14 protein-coding genes and 2 pseudogenes are annotated in these 17988 nt (G+C 68.6%); 9 read left to right on the plus strand and 7 right to left on the minus strand.

From position 1 onward, the window contains the following. Positions 1-455, minus strand: a pseudogene (locus B9G38_RS08080) (biotin--[acetyl-CoA-carboxylase] ligase); the annotation flags it as partial. 36 nt (positions 456-491) lie between these two features. Here B9G38_RS08080 and B9G38_RS08085 point away from each other — a divergent pair. Further along, positions 492-923, plus strand: a pseudogene (locus B9G38_RS08085) (biotin--[acetyl-CoA-carboxylase] ligase); the annotation flags it as partial. Between the two features lie 63 nt (positions 924-986). Here the strand turns inward: B9G38_RS08085 and B9G38_RS08090 are convergent. Beyond that, entirely contained in the window at positions 987-1529 is a 543-nt protein-coding gene (locus B9G38_RS08090; RefSeq protein WP_049929361.1) for a universal stress protein, read from the minus strand. Between the two features lie 118 nt (positions 1530-1647). On the opposite strand from B9G38_RS08090, the gene B9G38_RS08095 reads away from it, so the two are divergent. Together B9G38_RS08095 and B9G38_RS08100 are read left to right on the plus strand one after the other, a co-directional pair. Then, positions 1648-1905, plus strand: coding sequence for a hypothetical protein (locus B9G38_RS08095; protein WP_086220050.1), 258 nt, complete (start codon positions 1648-1650; stop codon positions 1903-1905). A gap of 107 nt (positions 1906-2012) precedes the next feature. Next, entirely contained in the window at positions 2013-3215 is a 1203-nt protein-coding gene (locus B9G38_RS08100) for a redox-regulated ATPase YchF (RefSeq protein WP_086220051.1), read from the plus strand. A 65-nt stretch (positions 3216-3280) separates the two neighbouring features. Here B9G38_RS08100 and B9G38_RS08105 read toward each other — a convergent pair whose 3' ends face one another. Further along, the gene (locus tag B9G38_RS08105) at positions 3281-4477 is read right to left on the minus strand and encodes a pyridoxal-phosphate dependent enzyme (RefSeq protein WP_086220052.1); all 1197 of its coding nucleotides are present in this window, start codon (positions 4475-4477) and stop codon (positions 3281-3283) included. A gap of 112 nt (positions 4478-4589) precedes the next feature. Here B9G38_RS08105 and trpB point away from each other — a divergent pair, with 112 nt between their 5' ends. Further along, positions 4590-5753, plus strand: a complete 1164-nt coding sequence (trpB, locus tag B9G38_RS08110; protein ID WP_049929365.1) for a tryptophan synthase subunit beta — start codon at positions 4590-4592, stop codon at positions 5751-5753. 55 nt (positions 5754-5808) lie between these two features. Here trpB and B9G38_RS08115 read toward each other — a convergent pair whose 3' ends face one another. Both B9G38_RS08115 and B9G38_RS18525 read right to left on the minus strand, forming a co-directional pair. Beyond that, a complete protein-coding gene (locus B9G38_RS08115) occupies positions 5809-6405 on the minus strand; it encodes a GNAT family N-acetyltransferase (protein ID WP_086220053.1) in 597 nt (198 codons plus the stop codon). Between the two features lie 119 nt (positions 6406-6524). Beyond that, complete coding sequence (locus tag B9G38_RS18525; protein WP_233127175.1) at positions 6525-6860, minus strand: MBL fold metallo-hydrolase; 336 nt, start codon at positions 6858-6860, stop codon at positions 6525-6527. Between the two features lie 135 nt (positions 6861-6995). On the opposite strand from B9G38_RS18525, the gene B9G38_RS18530 reads away from it, so the two are divergent. Next, positions 6996-7169: a hypothetical protein gene (locus tag B9G38_RS18530; RefSeq protein ID WP_233127176.1), complete on the plus strand. Its 174-nt coding sequence runs from the start codon at positions 6996-6998 to the stop codon at positions 7167-7169. Positions 7170-7251: 82 nt separating this feature from the next. Here B9G38_RS18530 and B9G38_RS08125 read toward each other — a convergent pair whose 3' ends face one another. Then, a complete protein-coding gene (locus tag B9G38_RS08125; protein ID WP_049930071.1) occupies positions 7252-7863 on the minus strand; it encodes a peptide-methionine (S)-S-oxide reductase in 612 nt (203 codons plus the stop codon). A gap of 162 nt (positions 7864-8025) precedes the next feature. Here B9G38_RS08125 and B9G38_RS08130 point away from each other — a divergent pair, with 162 nt between their 5' ends. Further along, complete coding sequence (locus B9G38_RS08130) at positions 8026-9030, plus strand: Gfo/Idh/MocA family protein (RefSeq protein ID WP_086220054.1); 1005 nt, start codon at positions 8026-8028, stop codon at positions 9028-9030. 70 nt (positions 9031-9100) lie between these two features. Here B9G38_RS08130 and B9G38_RS08135 read toward each other — a convergent pair whose 3' ends face one another. Next, a complete protein-coding gene (locus B9G38_RS08135; RefSeq protein WP_086220055.1) occupies positions 9101-9832 on the minus strand; it encodes a hypothetical protein in 732 nt (243 codons plus the stop codon). 101 nt (positions 9833-9933) lie between these two features. Here B9G38_RS08135 and B9G38_RS08140 point away from each other — a divergent pair, with 101 nt between their 5' ends. The 3 genes from B9G38_RS08140 to B9G38_RS08150 all read left to right on the plus strand — a co-directional run bounded on the left by B9G38_RS08140 (position 9934) and on the right by B9G38_RS08150 (position 17316). Beyond that, positions 9934-12633, plus strand: coding sequence for a DNA methyltransferase (locus tag B9G38_RS08140; RefSeq protein WP_086220056.1), 2700 nt, complete (start codon positions 9934-9936; stop codon positions 12631-12633). 121 nt (positions 12634-12754) lie between these two features. After that, positions 12755-14638, plus strand: a complete 1884-nt coding sequence (locus B9G38_RS08145) for a site-specific DNA-methyltransferase (protein ID WP_086220057.1) — start codon at positions 12755-12757, stop codon at positions 14636-14638. A gap of 2 nt (positions 14639-14640) precedes the next feature. Then, complete coding sequence (locus B9G38_RS08150) at positions 14641-17316, plus strand: DEAD/DEAH box helicase family protein (RefSeq protein ID WP_086220058.1); 2676 nt, start codon at positions 14641-14643, stop codon at positions 17314-17316. Positions 17317-17988: the final 672 nt, after the last annotated feature.

A 17988-nucleotide genomic window follows, 5' to 3' on the forward strand; every position in this document is an offset into this window, starting at 1 on the left:
CGCCGGCCGGCCCCCCCGGCACCTCCCGCAGAGATCCCCTCGAGGCTGGGGCCGCCGCGGCGGGGGTTGTCGGGATCTGGCAGTTGGGAGCCGCGTCCGTCGCCCCCGACGAGCACGTCGTTCGGCCACTTGATCCGCGCGTCCACGCCGGCCTCGCGGGCGGCGTCGGTCGTCGCCACCGCGGCCGCGAGGGTGAAGAGCGGCGCCCGCGCGGTCGGCACGTCCGGCCGGGTGAGGACCGACAGCCAGACCCCGCCGCTCGGCGCGACCCACTCCCGGTCGAGGCGGCCGCGGCTCCCGGTCTGTTCGTCGGCGACTACGGCGACGTCGGTCTCCCCTTCCGCCGCGAGCTCCCGGGCCCGCTCGTTCGTCGACGCGATCCGGTCGTGATACTCCACGGTGTAGGGTGCGTCGAGGCCGAACGCGATCCCCGGTCCGGAGTACCCCGGCTCGTCGGGGGCGACGGAAGCGGCTCCGAAGTGCCAGATCCCGACACCCCCGGCCGCGGCGGCCCGAAGCTGGCGGGGATCTTGACGGAGATGGAGGGGGAGGCCGACCGGGTCGGCTGGCTCGTCGTCGGCGTCGGCGTCAACGCCAACCTCGACCCCGAGACGCTGCCCGCGGGCGCGACGTCGCTTTCGGCGGAGCGCGGCGGCCCGATCGACCGGCGGCGGTTCGCCGCGACGTTGCTCGAACGTTACGCGGAACTGACCGCCTCGCCCGGCGCGCTCGACGAGGTCCTCCCCGCGTGGCGCGAGCGGGCGAGCACGCTCGGGCGGCGCGTCCGGGTCGACACCGCCGAGGGGGTCGTGGAGGGCACCGCGGTCGACGTGACGGAGCCGGGTGCGCTCGTGGTCGACACCGACGAGGGCCGGCGGCGCGTCCACGCGGGCGACTGTGAACACCTCCGCGACGCGGCCTGACCTCCGCGACGCGGCCTGACCTCCGCGACGCGGCCTGACTCCCAGCCGACGCGCCGCGGCTCGCTACCCCGTCTCCGTCGCGTCGGAGACGGACCCGTCCGCGTCGGCCCCGGCGGCGCCCGTCTCGCCCGCGGTCGCGGTCTCGCCCGCGGTCGCCGCGTCCTCGTCGTCGCCGATCCGGACGGTCAACACCGGCACCGACGACCCCCGGACCACCTTCTCGGCGACGCTACCGAGGAGGAGGCGGTCGATCCCGCCGCGCCCGTGGGTCCCCATCACGACGAGGTCGCAGCCCGTCCGTTCGGCGTGGGTGATGATCTCGCGGCTCGGCGAGCCGTCGACGACGGACGTCTCGACGTCGACGCCGCGGTCGGCGGCGAGTTCGCACACCGTCTCGAGCGCCGCCTCGCCGTCGTCGTACAGCAGGTCGCCCACCCCCTCCCACGTCGTCTCCATCGGCATCCCGGCGTACCGCGCGGTGTCGACCACGTATATCGCGCGCACCGACGCCCCGTGGACCGCGGCGAGGTCGAGCGCGTGACACACCGCTAACTCCCCCTCCGAGGAGCCGTCGGTCGGGACCAGAATCCGGTCGTATAGGGGCATGTTCACGTGTAGCATGACGACCGGGACGGATAACCCTTTGTTCTTGCCGGTTTCTCGCCGCAGTCCGGTGGCGTCCGGGCCGAGCGCACGCTTATGCTCTCTCGCACGACGGGTCGGTATGTCCGACGAGATCAACCGCTCCCGCCTCGAATCGACGCTCGCCGACCGCGCGTACCCCGCCGACCGCGGAGCGCTCGCCGACTCGTTCGCAGGCACGACGGTGTTGTTCGCCGACGGCGACGCCGACCTTGGCGACCTCTTGGCCGAGGTCGACCAGGCGAGGTTCGAGGGCGCCGCCGACGCGCACGCCGCGCTCCAGAACGTCCTCCCGATCGAGGCGCTCGGGGAGCCCGGGCAGTCCGACGGCGACGCGTAGATCGGGCCTCCCGCGACGGCTCGCGGCCGGCTCCCTCCCTCGTCACCGATCCCCACGCCACGGCGCGTCTCGCATCGCTTTTGCCGCCGCGCCGCGCAGCGGTGGTAATGAGCTATCGGATCGGTCTCGTCGGCAAGCCCTCGGTGGGCAAGTCGACGTTCTTCAACGCCGCGACGATGAACGACGTACCGGAGGGGGCGTACCCGTTCACAACCATCGACCCGACCGTCGGCGAGGCGTACGTCCGCGTCGACTGCGCCGCGCCCGAGTTCGACGAGACCTGTACGCCGAGCGTCGGCGTCTGCCGCGAGGGGACGCGGTTCGTCCCCGTGAAGCTGGTCGACGTGGCCGGGCTCGTCCCGGGCGCCCACGAGGGCCGCGGGCTCGGCAACCAGTTCCTCACCGACCTCAACGAGACCGACGTGCTGATCCACGTCGTCGACTTCTCGGGGAAGACCGACATCGAGGGCGAGGCGACCGAGGGCCACGACCCCCGTGAGGACATCGACTTCTTAGAGGAGGAGCTCGACGCGTGGTACCTCGACGTGTTGGAGAAGGGCTTAGAGAAGTTCGAGACGCGGTATCACGGCGCGAACGCGGCCATCGAGGAGGAGCTCGCCGACCAGATGTCCGCGTTCGGCATCGACAAGGACCGGATGAAGCGCGTCATCCTCGCCGAGGGGCTCGAACTCGATCCGGACACCTGGGACGAGACGGACAGAGTCGAACTGGCCCGCGAGATCCGCAAGCGCACGAAGCCGATGGTGATCGCCGCCAACAAGATGGACACCCCCGAGGCGCAGGCGAACTGGGCGGAGATAACGACCGACCCCGACTACGACCACCTCTCGTTCGTCCCCGCGAGCGCCCACGCGGAGAAGGCGCTGAAGAACGCCGACGACGCCGGCGTCGTCGACTACACGCCCGGCGACGACGCGTTCGAGGTCGTCGGCGACGTCTCCGGGGAGCAGAAGGCCGGCCTCGACCAGATCGCCGAGTTCGTCGACGAGTACGACGGCACGGGCGTCCAGGGCGCGCTCGAGTCCGCCGTCTTCGACGTGCTGGGCTGTATCGCCGTCTTCCCCGGCTCCGCGAACGGGAGCAGTGACGAGAAGGGAGTCTTCCGCGACTGCTTCATCCTCCCCGAGGGGTCGACGACGGAGGACTTCGCGTACCACATCCACTCGGACATCGGCGAGGGGCTGCTCCACGGCACCGACTGCCGGAGCGGCCGGCAGGTGGGCACCGACCGCGAGCTCTCCCACCGCGACGTGATCGAACTGGTCTCGACGAAGCAGGCCGCGCCGTAGCCGCTCCGACGAGGCCGCCGACCCCGCTGGCCGCTCTTCCGAACGACCTCTGTGCGTCCGGCCGGTCACGATACGATATCGCGGACCGCGTCGGGAACGTCGGCCCGGTCGACCTCCCGAACGGACAAGCCCTCGACCTCGGTCGCTCCGTACTTGTACCCCGACCCCGTCAGGATCGCGGCCACGTCGTCGTCGGGGCCGAACTCGCCCACCGCGGCGAGCTCTCGCACGGCGGCCGTCGCCACCGCGCACGACGGCTCGACGGAGACTCCGGCGTCGGCCGCGAGCCGGTCAGTCTCGGCCAGCATCGACTCCTCCGAGACGGAGACGACGCCGCCGTCTGTCGCCCGGACGGCGGCCAGCGCGCGGTTCCCGCTCGGCGGGTCGGCGTTGTTGATCGAGACGGCCGCGGTCGGCTCGCCCGCGACGGGTTCGACGCGGGAGTCTCCCCGCCGGAACGCCCGCGCGATCGGGTCACAGCGGGCGGCCTGCGCGAGGTAGATCCGCGGGATCGACGGGAGCACTCCCGCCGCGTCCAGCTCTCGGAGCGCCTTCCAGACGCCGCTCGCCTGTCCGCCGCTGCTGACCGGCAGGACGATCGCGTCGGGCGCGTCGGGAGCGAACGCCTCGCAGATCTCGTACGCCACCGTCTTCTGGCCGGCGACCCGGAGCGGGGCGTCGGAATTGAGGAAGGCGACCCCGAGGTCGTGGTCGAGCGTGTCCTCGTAGAGCCGCCCGTACTCCCCCCGGACCCGGAACAGGTGCGGGTCGTGCTGGGCGATCATCGCGAGCCGCGAGTCCGGCGTGTCCTCGGCGACGAGGATCGCGGCCTCCCGGTCCAGCGCCGCCGCGTGCGCGGCGACGCTCAGTGCCATGTTGCCGTGCGAGACCGTCCCGACCGGGCCGTCGATGCGGGCCATCCCGACGGCCGTCCCCCGGTCCTTGAAGCTACCCGTCGGGTTGGTCCCCTCGACCTTGAGGTGGACCCGCGGCCCGTCCGCCGGCTCGATCGACGGCGCGCGGAACAGCGGCGTGCCCCCGGCGGCCGCGGCGAGGCCGCTCGGAACGATCGCCGCGGGTAGGACGGGCTCGTACCGCCAGAGGGAGTCTCGCCCGAGCCGCACGCCACCGCCGCCGCTCGCCTCGGGCCACGAGAACCCGGTCCCGTGCGTGTCGAACCAGAGCGGCTCGCCGCACGCGCAGCGGGCCGCCTCGCCGGCGGGGTACGTCTCGCCGCAGTCGTAACAGACCAGTCGTTCCATACGCCACGGTCTCGGTCGCGACACAAATCGTTGGTCACGGGCGGGCGCCGCGACCGCGGCAGCGCCCGGGGGTTCCCTCGTCTTTTTTGAGTCGCGGCCACACCGGTCACGCATGGGTACGCCAGGCGAGTTCGGCGAGTTCGGCGGCCGACACGTCCCGGAACCGCTGGAGGAACCGTTGGCGGAGCTGGCGGCGGCCTACGAGGAGGCCGTCGCCGACGACGAGTTCATGGCGGAGTTCCGTGACCTGCTCGAACACTTCGCGGGGCGGCCGACGCCCGTCTTCTACGCGGAGACGCTCAGCGAGCGGTACGGCGCGGACATCTACCTCAAACACGAGGACCTCCTCCACGGCGGGGCGCACAAGCTCAACAACACGCTCGGGCAGGCGCTGCTGGCCAAGCGGGCCGGGAAGGACCGCCTGATCGCGGAGACCGGGGCGGGGCAGCACGGCACCGCGACGGCGATGGTCGGCGCCCTGCTGGACCTCGACACGACCGTGTACATGGGCCGGCACGACATGCAGCGACAGGAGATGAACGTGTTCCGGATGCGCCTCATGGGCGCGGACGTGGAGCCGGTCGACCGCGGCAACGAGGGGCTCGCGGAGGCGGTCGACGCCGCGTTAGAGGACTTCGCCGAGAACGTCGACTCGACGCACTACCTCGTCGGCAGCGTCGTGGGGCCCGACCCGTTCCCGCGGATGGTCCGCGAGTTCCAGTCCGTCATCGGGACCGAGGCCCGCGAGCAGATCCAAGAGCGCCACGGCGACCTCCCCGACGCGTGCGTCGCCTGCGTGGGCGGCGGGTCGAACTCGATCGGCCTCTGGCACGCGTTCAAGGATGACGACGTGATGTTCTACGGCGCCGAGCCGGGCGGCACCGACGACGCGAACCACTCGGCCCCGCTCTCGAAGACGAAACAGGAGGAGCCGCGGATCTTCCAGGGGATGAAGACGAAGACGATCGGCGACGACACCGAGAACCACTCCGTCTCCGCCGGGCTCGACTACCCCGCCATCGGGCCGGAGCACGCCGCGCTCCAGGAGATGGGCCGCGCGGAGTACCACGCGGTCTCCGACGACGAGGCGCTGGCCGCGTTCCGCGAACTGAGCGAGGCCGAGGGGATCATCCCGGCGCTGGAGCCGGCCCACGCCCTCGCGCTGACCGCCAAGCTCGCCGAGGAGGACCGACACGACACGCTGTTGGTCAACCTCTGCGGGCGCGGCGACAAGGACATGCAGACGGCGGCGGAGCACTTCGATCTCTCCGGGTGAGGTCACCCCTCCGGGTGAGACTCTCCCGCCCGATTGACCCCTTCCGGCGCGGCGCTCAGAGCTCCTTCTCGAAGTGGACGAGTTCGTACGCGCCGGCGGTCGAGGTGTCCGTCCGCTCGTATCCCCGACTCGCGTAGAAGTCGAGCGCCGCGGGCTGGCGCGTCGAGGTCGTCGCGAGGAGCGTCTCGAACCCACCGGAGGCCGCCCGCCGCTCCAGCTCGTCGAGCAGCGCCCGTCCGTAGCCGCGCCGCTGGTACGGCGGCGCGACGCGCATCCGGTGGAGCTCCGCGGCGCCGGGGCGGTCGCGCTCGTCGCCGTGCCCGGCCTCGTTGGGCACGTAGCCGCCCATCGCGGCGAGCGTCCCGTCGTGGGTCGCCAGTTGGTCCGGGGCCCGTGACGCCGCCGAATCCACCGACTGCCGCTCCGGCGACGGATCGTCCGGCGACTGGTCGGCGTCGACGGCGTCGACGACGCCGACGACGAACGCGCCCCCCGCGTCGAGGTACGACGCCGCCACGGACCGCAGGTCGTCGGTGCCGGGGATGTCGGACGGGTCGACCCCGGTCTCCCGCATCGCCCACTCGTGAAGCGCCCACACGGCCGCGTCGTCCCGCGGGTCGTACGACCGGAGCGAGAGTTCGTTCGCGTCCACGACGAACCGTGACGGCGCGTCCGGCTTGAAGACACGGATCGCGGGGGGCGCGCTCGCTCTCGGAGCGTCGACGTTACCGCATATCCGCGCTCGACGCGTCCGCGCTCAGCGCGTCGACCCTACTCACCGCCAGCGATCTCTTCGAGGCGCTCCGTCCCGGCCTCGACGTGGCCCCCGTGGAAGCAGACCGTCTCCGCCACGTCCCGGTCGGCGAGGACCGCGACGCTCTCCAGCGCGGTGTCGAGGTCCGGGGTCATCTCCGGGCTGAGCCCGGCGAGTTCGCCGTCGGCGACGGTGAGCGCGTCGGCGCTGACGAGCAGCTCGGGGCCGGGAAAGTACGCCGACACGTGCCCCGGGCTGTGGCCGGGGGTCGGGACGACCTCCGTCGGACCGGCCGCCGTCGCGAACGTCTCGCCCCCGGTCAGGCGGACGTCGACGGTCGCCGGTTCGATCACCGTCGGCCGCTCCTCGCTCGACTTGACGAGCTCCTCGTCGCCCTCCAGCTACGGGGCCTCTGCCTCGTGGGCGAACACGGCGGCGCCGGTCCGGTTGACCACGGCCGCCAGACAGCCGGCGAGGTCGAGCTCCTAATGCGTGACGAGGACGCCCCGCGCGTCGTCGAGGGACAACCCCTTGTCCGCGAGCGCGTCTCCGAGGACGCCGACCTCGTCGGGCAGGCCAACGTCGATCAGGAGGAGTCCCTGCGGGGTCTCGACCGCGGTGGGAGTGAGTGTCGCTTCCCGGCCGTCCAGCGATACGTGTAGCGGGAGTGCGCGTACGCCCGGCGCGAGTTCCATGGCAGACGCTGGTCGCCGATCGAGTTCGAGCGGGCGAGCCTCGACGGGCTCACTCGGGCGCTGGAAGCTCTTCGGCGACGTTCACGTCGTGTCCGGCGACGTACCCGTTCAGCTTGGCGGCGAGCGGCGACTCTCGCAGCTCGGCGCCGTCGTATCCGGCCGCGTCGAACGGCTCAATTAGTGACGAGGCGGACCTGAGCCTGTACTTCTGGTGGTAGTCCTCCGCGGGAGAGAACCGCGACAGCCGCTCGACGCGCGTGTCGATCCCGTCGGCGGTGAGTCCCCGCGCCGAGAGGAACTCGTCGAGGGCCTCCCGCTGGGCCGCGCGCTCGACGAGGACGACGTTCTGGTACTGCGTCTTCCGGGACTGCCGCCGCGGGTCGTGCGCCGCGAACACCCGTTCCAGCACATCCCGGTACGATATCGTTTCGGGGTCGAAATCGACCTGAACCACCTCCGTGTGGTCGCCCAGCGAGTGGTACGTCGGGTCACGTTTGGTCCCACCCGCGTACCCCGCGCGGGTGCGGACGACGCCCTCCACCGCGCCGAACTGCGCGTCCGGGCCCCAGAAGCAGCCGACGCCGAACGTCGCCGTCTCGGTCTCGCCGGCGTCGGCCGCGCGGCGGTCGTACTCGCGTACCTGTGTCCGTGTGAGTTCCATGGGTGCCACCTGTCTGTAGAGCCGCCGGAGCGCGGTTCGCGGGTCGGACCGCATCGCCCGTGTCTCGGGCTCGCAGACGGATACATTGCGCGCCGCCCCACGTCGAGCGTCTCGTTCGGCCGGGACCCAAACCACTTGAGGTGGGGCCGCGTCGCGGCGGACATGAGCGCTCACTCGACCGATCCGGCCCGCCTCGAATTCGGCGTCCTCGGGACCGCGGGAATCGCCGACAAGGCCGTCGTCCCGGCGATCGCCGCGAGCGACCACGCCGTCGGCGCGGTCGCGTCCCGGGACGCCGACCGCGCGGCGTCGTTCGCCGCCCGCCACTCGATCCCCCGCAGTTACGGCACCTACGAGGCACTGCTCGACGACGACGCCATCGACGCGGTGTACGTCCCGCTCCCCAACGGGCTCCACGGTGAGTGGACGAAACGCGCCGCGGACGCCGGGCTCGCCGTCCTCTGCGAGAAGCCGCTGGCCGCCGACGCCGCCGAGGCGCGAGCGGTCGCCGACCACTGCGACCGCCGCGGCGTCACCCTGATGGAGGCGTTCATGTACCGGTACCACCCCCGGACCGAGCGCGCCGTCGAGCTCGCCGCGACGGAACTCGACGACGTGCGCACGGTGACCGCGACGTTCCGGTTCCCGCTGTCCGACCGCCCGAACGACGTTCGGCTCGACCCGGAGCTCGCCGGCGGGTCGCTGATGGACGTCGGCTGCTACCCCGTTTCGCTGGCTCGCACCGTCCTCGGCGCTCCCGACCGGGCGTACGCCCACACGGGGGACACCCGCGACGCGGGCGTCGACACCGAACTCGCAGGCGTGCTTGCGTACGGCGACGGCCGGTCGGCCCGGGTCGCCTCCGGGTTCGACACCCGCCACGTCGAGCGGTACCGCGTGGACGCGACGAACGGGTGGGTCGCGGTCGAGAACGCCTTCGACGCCCCGGCCGACGAGCGGCTGGAACTGGAGTACGAGATCGACGGCCGTCGCGGGGTCGAGACGTTCCCGGCGGTCGATCAGTACCGGCTTCAGGTCGAGCACTTCGCCGACCGCGTCGCCGGCGACGCGACCCCCGTGACCGACGGCGCGTCGGCCGTTGCGAACATGCGGATCCTCGACGCGCTGTCGGAGAGCGCCGCGAACGGTTCTCCGATCGACCTCTGACTCGGATCGCTTGGGGTACAGATCGCCGTCGCTCCGGCGGCCGTGGCGCTCGGTTCGACGTTCGCCCCGCCTACGCGACCATCTCGTCGGTGATCGCCGGCGTGTCCATCGCGTTCGCGATCGGGCTGATCACCCGGTACGTCCCCCGTTGGCCACCGTCGGAGGAGTCGTCCCAGTGAGGCGTGAACGGCTTGTCTTCGGCGTGCGGGCTGTCTTCTAGCATCGCTCGGGGCGCACCCCCGGCCAGGTAGACGTCGAAGGAGTTCGACTCGAACTCCGTCCAGAAGTTACTCTTGTGGAACGGGAACAACACGCGGACGTAGTAGTCCTTCCGTATCTCGCGTTTCTTCACCTCGTTGTTGTACCAGCCAATCACGTCGAAGTGGGTACACACCGCCTTCTCCGCGCCCGTGTAGGGGAACGACGACCGGACCTCCACGGCGGCGCTCTCGCCGCGGCCGCGGTCGACGGTGATGTCGACCTGTTCCTGTGGGGTGTCCCACTCGTCGTCTTGGAACACGTCCGCGCCCGTGTCGCGCCGCTCGGCCGTTCGGGTGAGCCAGTCTTTCCACACCCACTCCGCCAGCACTCCCGAGATACCGTCGACGCTCTGCGTGTCGGCCGACCTGCCGCGGGAGCTGTCCCGGGCCATCCGTCCGTCGGAGCCCTCAGCGAGACGCTCCCCGTCGTCTCGTAGCTCGTCGAGCAGCGCGCGGTCCTCGCCGCCGTAGTCGAACCGATACCGAACGCAGTCGAAGCCGCCGTGCCCGTCGCAGTCTATCGTTTCCGTCGTGATGTCCATCGACGTTCCGTCTAAACAGTCAGCTATCTTATAGAGATATCGCCGGTCGTGAGGCGGTGGCCTTATCCCCGGCAGCTACCTCCCCCCGGTAACCGATCGATATGCCTGCGGACGATATCACGGAGCCCCCCGAACACGCCGTCTCCTCGCCGAACACACCGATGTACAACATGGTTCGGTTCTGGGGGCGGAAGCCACAGAACCTCGTCACGAGCTACATCGAGCAGTTCACCGACGAGGGGGAGACGGTGCTGGACCCGTTCTCCGGGAGCGGCGTCACCGCCTTGGAGGCGCTCCGGGCGGACCGTCGCGGTATCTACAACGACCTGAACCCGCTGTTCCGCCACATCGCCCGCACGACCGCCGCTCACGTGGACTTGGACGAACTCGAAGACGGGTTCGACACCGTGATGGAGAACCTCCGGTACCGGCGCCACGAGGTCGGCGGCGCCGACGGCGACGCGCAGCGGTCATTCCGGTGGCTCTACGAGACGACGTGCCGGAACTGCGGCCACGAACGGGCGCGGACGCTCGAAACGACCGCGACTCGGGTGTACTCGCCCAGTTCGGGGCAAGCGAGCGAGCCGATATCCGGCGACGGGACGCTCGATACCCTCGCGACGGAAATCTACGATCAGCTCAGCGAGGCCGAGCGCCTCTCGCACGACGCGTTGGTGGAGCGCATCGACTTAGACGAGTTCGGCGACGCGCGCAAGTCGGAGATAACGCGGGCGATCAACCAGCGGCTGTTCGAAAACGGGTACATCCGGATCGAGGAGGACGTTCCGAACGAGCACAAGTACGTCTGTCCGGAGTGCGACGCGAGTGAAACGGTCCCGCTGGACGAGGCGGACGAGGCCAAACTCGACCGGATCGGCGAGCTCTCGCCCCCCTATTACTACCCCGACAACGAGCTGGTGTACCCCAACGGACAGGACTTCTACACGAGTCGTCCGGGGACCGAGCGCGTCGACAAGCTGTTCACCGACCGGAATCTGATCGCGCTGTCTATCCTCCGGCACGAGATACACCGGCTGGAAACACAGGAATTTGACCGGACCGTCGTCGACGCCCTCCTGCTCACTTTCGTCGCCATTCTCGAACACGTGAGCCGGATGCAGCGGCCGAACAAGAAGGGCTGGGCGGCGAAGAACTACGTCATCCACCCGGAGAACCTCGAACTCAACGTCGCGCACGCGTTCCGGAACCGGTTCTCGACCGTGCTCGACGGCATGCGCGAGGCGAACGACGAACTGAACGGGGGCGACCCCGTGGGAGACCGAGGGAGGTTCATCCAGGGAGACGCGCGCGACCTCCCGGTCGACGACCAGTCGGTACAGTACGTGTTCACCGATCCCGAGTACGGCGACGCCGTCCAGTACTTCGAGCTCAGCTACATGGCGAACAGCTGGCTGGACAGCAGCGTCAACTGGGAGGACGAAATCGTCGTCAATCCGCGCCAAGAGAAGCCGCGGGAGCGCTACGAGGAGATGCTCGCGGCGGCGTTCGAGGAGGTGTTCCGAGTGCTCGAGAGCGGCGGACATCTGACGGTCACGTTCCACAGCAGCGAACTCAAATACTGGAACTCCCTGATGCACGCGATCCAGCAGGCCGGGTTCGACTACGTCGACGCGGTCTATCAGGTTCCCGCACAGGAGTACACGAACTGGATCAACCGCCGGAAGCCGGGGACGATGAACGGCGACATCTACATCACGTTCCGGCGGCCGGAGACCCGGGAACAGCCCGAACTGGACTTCGGTGACATTCAGGCGGTCCGGGAGTCCATCTTGGAGGAGGCGAAGCGCGTCATCCGGCTCCACGACGGCCGCGCGACGTACGATCAGCTGGTCCGCGGGGTGACGCTGCGGCTCATCGAGGACAACAGGATGCACTCCGAACAGGTGCGCGACTTCGACTATCGCCGCCTCTTCGACGATTACCTCGAACGCACCGCCGACGGCGACGCGTGGACGACCGCCGACTGGGCGGCGACCGACGAGGTCGAGTACATCCCGCTCCAGCGCCGCATCAGGTGGCTGATCGAATCCGTCTACGCGGGGAAGGAGGGGTCCGCCGCCACGCTCGACGAGATCCTCTCGCGGATCTTCACGAGCCTCAAGGACGCGCAGACGCCGGAGAACCAAGAGATATTGGACGTATTACAGTCGACCGCTGAGCCGGTCGAGAAAGACGGCGTCGTCTACTGGCGGCGACGCGACTCGTACCAGCAGACGCTCGCCGGAAACACCTTGGCCGAGGAGGAGGGCCTGGTCGACACGGAAACGCAGCGCGAGCAGCTGGAACTGGACCACGACCGGATCATCAACCGACTCGCCGAGTTCGGCAAATCCGTCGGCTACGACGCGTGGATCGGGGACCCGGAGACCGATCGCAGCGAGGTCCTCCGCGATACGCAGACGCGGCTGCGGATACCCGGCGACTTCTCCGACACCGTTCGCGAGCGGCTCAGGAACGTCGACCTGATCTGGTTCGACGGCGAGACGCCGGTCGCGATGTTCGAGGTGGAGCACTCGACGGACCCGCAGGACGGAATCGTTCGCATGGGGAACGCGTACGCGGAAACCGGCGCGACGCCCCGGGCCGTGTCCGTCGTCCCCGACAACCGATACGATCGATGGGAGAAGGCCGTCACGCAGCCCGCCCTCGACGAGTTGACCGACGACAACCCGTTCCGCTGTCTCACGTATTCGAAGCTGATCGAGCTCCTCGGCGGGCGCCGGTCGCCCGCGGAGCGGGGCGAAGAACGGCTGTTCGAACTCGCGACGACGCCGCCCTGACTCGGCGAGCCCCGCCCGCGACGCGAACCGGCGTCGTCGACCGGGCTCTCAACGAGGCTCGGGCCCGATCTCGGTCCCCAGTACGATGGTTTAACCCCGTGTCGGTTCTCTCCGGGTGTATATGAGCGATGAGCGTGACCGACTGGAGAAACCGTCCAACGCGGCCGCCATACGGGCGAAACTTCGTGAGATCGTGCCGAGCGCGTTCTCCGAGGGAGAGCTCGACGCGGCGAAGCTCGAATCGCTGCTCGACGCCGACGGTGAGTCGTCGGGGGCGGAGCGGTACGAGCTCTCGTGGGCCGGAAAGGGCGAGGCCACCGCACGCGCCCAGGCGGCGACGGAGCAGACGCTGGTCCCGCGTCCCGACGAGAGCGTCGACTACGGGGAGTCGGGCAACCACTTCATCGAGGGCGAGAACCTCGCGACCCTGAAGACGCTCCAGCGGTCCTACCAGCAGCGAATAAAGATGATCTACCTCGACCCGCCGTACAACACCGGGTCGGATTTCATCTACAAGGACGACTACTCGACCGCGGCCGCCGACTACGAGCGGGAGACCGGCCAGCGGACGGCGGACGGCGACAAGCTGGTGAGCAACCCGGAGACGAACGGGCGGTACCACAGCGACTGGCTGTCGATGATGTATCCCCGGCTGTTCCTCGGGCGGAATCTCCTCCGGAACGACGGGGCGATCTTCGTGAGCATCGATCACAACGAGCACCACAACCTCCGCCACCTCATGGACGAGATCTACGGCGAGGACAACTACGTCGGCACCTTCGTCTGGAAGCGCCGGACCCCCGACGCACGGAACTCGGGCGGGATGTCCATCGACCACGAGTACGTCGTGGTGTACCAGCGGTCCGACGCGTTCGAGATGCGGGGCGTCGAGAAGTCGTTCGACAACTACACGAACCCGGACGACGATCCCCGCGGCCCGTGGGTCGCCGGCGATCTGAAGAACTCGCGGACGAAAGACGAGCGGCCGACGATGTTCTACGAGATCACGGACCCCGAGACCGGCCACACCTATCAGCCGGACCCGAACAGCGTCTGGCGCCTCGGCGAGGAGACGATGCGGCAGTACATCGAGGAGGGTCGGATCCTCTTCCCCGACGACGGCGAGGGCGTGCCCAACTTCAAACGCTTCCAAAACGAGATCGAGAGCCGGTACAAGCCGCTCTCGTCGTGGATCGAAACGACGACGACCGACGAGGACATCGAGCTGTTCGAGGACGCCTTCGACCGCACCGTCCTCCAGACGGGGATGACCGGCACGGCGACGCGCGAGCTGAAATCGCTGTTCGGCTACAAGGCGTACGACTTCCCCAAGTCGACGGACCTGATCCGGAAGCTGATCCGCCACAGCGTGGACGGCGGCGACATCGTCTTGGACTTCTTCGCGGGATCGGGGACGACGGGCCACGCGGTCATGCAGCTCAACGCGACCGAGGAGTTCGACGACCCCGTCCGGTTCATGCTCGTCCAACTGGACGACGAACTCGACGAGCCGCGGGGGGAAGAGACGACCCACGCGGAGGTCTGCGAGCGGCGCCTGCGGCTGGCGAGCGAGCAGGTCGCCGACGACCACGACCTGCCGGGCGCCGCTCCGGGGCTCGGCTTCGACAAGTACACACTCGGGGAGTCGCGCTTCGAGCGGTGGGGACGCCCCGACACGGAGTCGGAAGCCCGCGCCGCGCTCGAACGATACGCGGCCGGCGCCGGCTCGGCCGTCGATCTGACCGATCCGGACGCCGCGCTGGTCGAGGTACAGCTCCTGCTCGGGTTCTCGCTGGACGCCGCCGTCGAGGCCCTCGCGGACCACACCTATCACCTGTCCGAAGACGACCGCGACGCGCTGGTCACCTTCGCGGAATCGGTGACGTACGAGACGCTCACCGAGTTCGATCTCCCGGCGGACACGCAGTACGTCTGTTTGGACGGGAGCCTCTCCGATACGGACAAGGAACGCCTCAACCGCGACCTCTCGCTCCGAACGATCTGACCATGGAATTCGAATTCGATCCCGACCTCGAGTATCAGCAGGAGGCCGTCGACGCGGTCACCGACGTCTTCGACGGCCAGCCGAACGTCGGCGAGCAGCCCGCGTTCGGGACGCACGGGACGACCGTTCCGAACGAGTTAGCACTCTCCGAGGAGCAGCTCACGGCCAACACGCGAAAGGTCCAGCGGCGTCACGACCTCGCACAGAGCGACGACCTCTATCGGGCGGCCGACGGCGAGACGACCGACCTGTTGAGCTTCAGCGTCGACATGGAGACCGGGACGGGCAAGACGTACGTCTACCTCCGGACGATCCACGAGCTCTACCGGCGGTACGGCTGGCGAAAGTTCCTCATCGTCGTTCCGAGCGTGGCGATCCGCGAGGGCGTCGTGAAAACGATACAGCAGACGCGAGCCCACTTCGACTCGCTGTATTCGCGGCCGCCGTTCAACTGGACCGAGTACGACTCGTCGACGCTGAGCGATGTGATCCGGTTCGGCAGCAGCAGCCAGATCGAGGTCATGGTCATGACGCTCCAGAGCATCAACCGGAGCGACGAGAACGTCATGTTCCGGCCTCACGACAAGCTCAACGGCGACCGCCCGGTCGACCGCATCGCGGCGACCAATCCGATCGCCGTCTTGGACGAGCCGCAGAACATGGAGGGCGAGAAGAGCAAAGCGGCCATCCCGGCGTTGGACCCCCTCTGTACGCTTCGGTACTCGGCGACGCACCGACGGATCAGAAACAAGGTGTACGAGCTCTCGCCCGTCGACGCGCACGAGAAGGGGTTGGTGAAAACCATCGAAGTGCTCTCCGTCGTCCAAGACGAGGACTTCGACAAGCGATACGTTCGACCGCTGTCGTTCGACGCCGGTCCGAAGGCACGGATAGAGCTGTACAAGGACCGGTCGACCGGGGCCCAACTTGGAAAGAAGACGGTCCGCGCCGGGGACAGCCTCTACGCGGCGAGCAACGGCTTACCGCCGTACGAGGGTGTCGAGGTGGCGTCGATCGACGCCCGCCACGAAGTCATCGAGCTCAGCGACGGGACGCGGCTCCACAGCGGGGAGTCCACGGACACCGACATCGAGACGATCCAGCACCGGCAGATCCGGGAGACGGTCCGCGAGCACTTCGAGAAGGCGCTCGACTACCGCCGAGACGGGATCAAAGTCTTGAGCCTCTTTTTCATCGATCGGATCGACAACTTCCGCGGCAGGAGCGGCGACGAGACCGGCCACCTCTGGGAAGCCTTCTGCGAGGCGTTCACCGAGCTGAAGGCCGAAGACCGGTACAGCGATCTGTTCCCCGATCAGTCGCCGGAGGACGTCGCCGGCGCGTACTTCGCCACGACGACGAGCGGCGACATCAAGGTGCGAGAGAGCTCGATCCGGGACGACGTGGAGTCGTACGAGCTCATCATGCGAGATAAGGAAACGCTGCTCTCCGCCGACGAGCCGACGCAGTTCATCTTCTCGCACAGCGCGCTCCAGGAGGGGTGGGACAACCCCAACGTCTTCCAGATCTGTACGCTCAACAATACGGTCAGTTCGGTGAAGAAGCGTCAGGAGATCGGACGCGGCGTTCGACTCCCCGTCTATCAGGACGGGACGCGCCTGCCGCCGGGCGACCGGCGCAATCGCCTCACGGTGATCGCCAACGAGAGCTACGCCGACTACGCCGACGACCTCCAGGCGGAGTACAGTTCGGCGACGGACTACGGCGACGACATGCGCGCGCAGACGAATGATCACCGGGACCGGACCGTCGTCACGCCGCGGACTGAGGTCGCCGACGAGTCCCCGGCGTTCGCGAGGCTGTGGGAGCGGATCGCGCCGAAAACGACGTACACGACGACGATCGATTCGCCGGCGCTCGTCGCGAGCGCGGCGGCCGAACTCGCCGGCGTCACGGTCGACGAGCCGCGGCTCCGCGTCTCCCGCGGAGAGCTATCGATGGACGACGGCGCCGACATCGAGACGGTGGGCATCGCCTCGCAGGTGGAGTCCGTCGACCGCGACGGCCCGCTCCCGGATGTCGTCAGTCATATCGCCGCCGAGACGGGGCTGACGAAGCAAACAGTCGCAGAGATCATCCTCGAATCCGAGACGGTCGACCAGCTACTGAAGAACCCCCACGCGTATCGGGTCGCGGCCCGCGAGACGATCGACGCGGTCAAAACCGAGTACGTGGTCGAACACATCGACTACGAGCGGATCGGCGATGCGCACCCGACGGACATCCTCAGCGAGGTCGAGACCTACGCCGAAAATACTGTCAGCGTGGACAAGAGCGTCTACGATAAGGTTATCTGCGACAGCGAGGGTGAGCGGCGGTTCGCGCGCCGCCTCGACCGGGACGACTCCGTCGCGCTGTTCATCAAGCTCCCGCGCGAGTATCAGCTCCCCACGCCGATAGGGCCGTACAACCCGGACTGGGCCGTCCTCTTCGACAAGGAGACGGCGGTCCGCGCGGACGCGGAAGACCGCCGACTGTACCTCATCAGGGAGACGAAGTTCGGCACCGAAGACGACCTCCGGCCGTCCGAGGCGACGAAGATCGAGTGCGCCCGCGCTCACTACGACGCGCTGAACGTCGACTTCGACCTCGCGACCGACTTTCGGGACGACGATATCATCGAAGACGTCCTCAACATCGACGTCGACGCCGAGTGAGGCGCTCACCGAGCGTTGATCGGTCTCGGAGTGGGCCGATATCGCTGCCCTCGCTCACGGCCGGTCTCCTCTCGTCGTCGGACCGTTCGCGTATCGGCCCGAACGCACAGTCAGAGCCGCGTGAGTCGTTGTCAATGGCCTCTGTCAGAGGGCTCTCAGTGAAGGGACGACAACATATTTCAGCAAACTTTTCGGCCTCTAGTCCCTCTAGCAGATCGGTGTAACCGGAACACCACGTCAGAGGCAGACCCGCGCATATCTCTCCTCGCTTGCTTCGTGACGGCTTCCAGTTTCACCGTCGTCGATCGCAACTCGATCGATACCGTCACCGGTCCGCGCTCGTCGACGCGGTCGGAGGTCCACGAACGTGGCGCCGTGCGCTACGGCTAGGCTACGACGGGGCTGACCACGTCGCGGTATCCGTGGACACAACGGTCGAATTCTACTGGTACAGAAGGCTCTAACTATCGAGAGTTAGGACGGAATTAGGTGGCTGGGGAGTTCCCGGCCCCTAACACGCCACGGCCGAAGACCGTAGACGTTGTAGGTGGGCCAACACGGGTAGCGGCTGAATGATCGGCGATGCCCCTCGTCGGTCGGGATCGGATTTGTCTCGTCGATAGTTGCGTTCATGCTCAGAAATCCTCCGGCAAGTAGTCGGTCCGGCGGTAC

It is taken from the genome of Halorubrum sp. SD612, from assembly GCF_002135005.1.

What these genes read in the sequence shown, in the direction of transcription:
- B9G38_RS08140 (WP_086220056.1), top strand. Translation starts at nt 9,934, where the DNA reads ATGCCTGCGGACGATATCACGGAGCCCCCCGAACACGCCGTCTCCTCG.
- B9G38_RS18530 (WP_233127176.1), top strand. Translation starts at nt 6,996, where the DNA reads ATGCGTGACGAGGACGCCCCGCGCGTCGTCGAGGGACAACCCCTTGTC.
- B9G38_RS08105 (WP_086220052.1), bottom strand. Translation starts at nt 4,477, where the DNA reads ATGGAACGACTGGTCTGTTACGACTGCGGCGAGACGTACCCCGCCGGC.
- trpB (WP_049929365.1), top strand. Translation starts at nt 4,590, where the DNA reads ATGGGTACGCCAGGCGAGTTCGGCGAGTTCGGCGGCCGACACGTCCCG.
- B9G38_RS08130 (WP_086220054.1), top strand. Translation starts at nt 8,026, where the DNA reads ATGAGCGCTCACTCGACCGATCCGGCCCGCCTCGAATTCGGCGTCCTC.
- B9G38_RS08135 (WP_086220055.1), bottom strand. Translation starts at nt 9,832, where the DNA reads ATGGACATCACGACGGAAACGATAGACTGCGACGGGCACGGCGGCTTC.
- B9G38_RS08150 (WP_086220058.1), top strand. Translation starts at nt 14,641, where the DNA reads ATGGAATTCGAATTCGATCCCGACCTCGAGTATCAGCAGGAGGCCGTC.
- B9G38_RS08095 (WP_086220050.1), top strand. Translation starts at nt 1,648, where the DNA reads ATGTCCGACGAGATCAACCGCTCCCGCCTCGAATCGACGCTCGCCGAC.
- B9G38_RS08125 (WP_049930071.1), bottom strand. Translation starts at nt 7,863, where the DNA reads ATGGAACTCACACGGACACAGGTACGCGAGTACGACCGCCGCGCGGCC.
- B9G38_RS08145 (WP_086220057.1), top strand. Translation starts at nt 12,755, where the DNA reads ATGAGCGATGAGCGTGACCGACTGGAGAAACCGTCCAACGCGGCCGCC.
- B9G38_RS08100 (WP_086220051.1), top strand. Translation starts at nt 2,013, where the DNA reads ATGAGCTATCGGATCGGTCTCGTCGGCAAGCCCTCGGTGGGCAAGTCG.
- B9G38_RS08090 (WP_049929361.1), bottom strand. Translation starts at nt 1,529, where the DNA reads ATGCCCCTATACGACCGGATTCTGGTCCCGACCGACGGCTCCTCGGAG.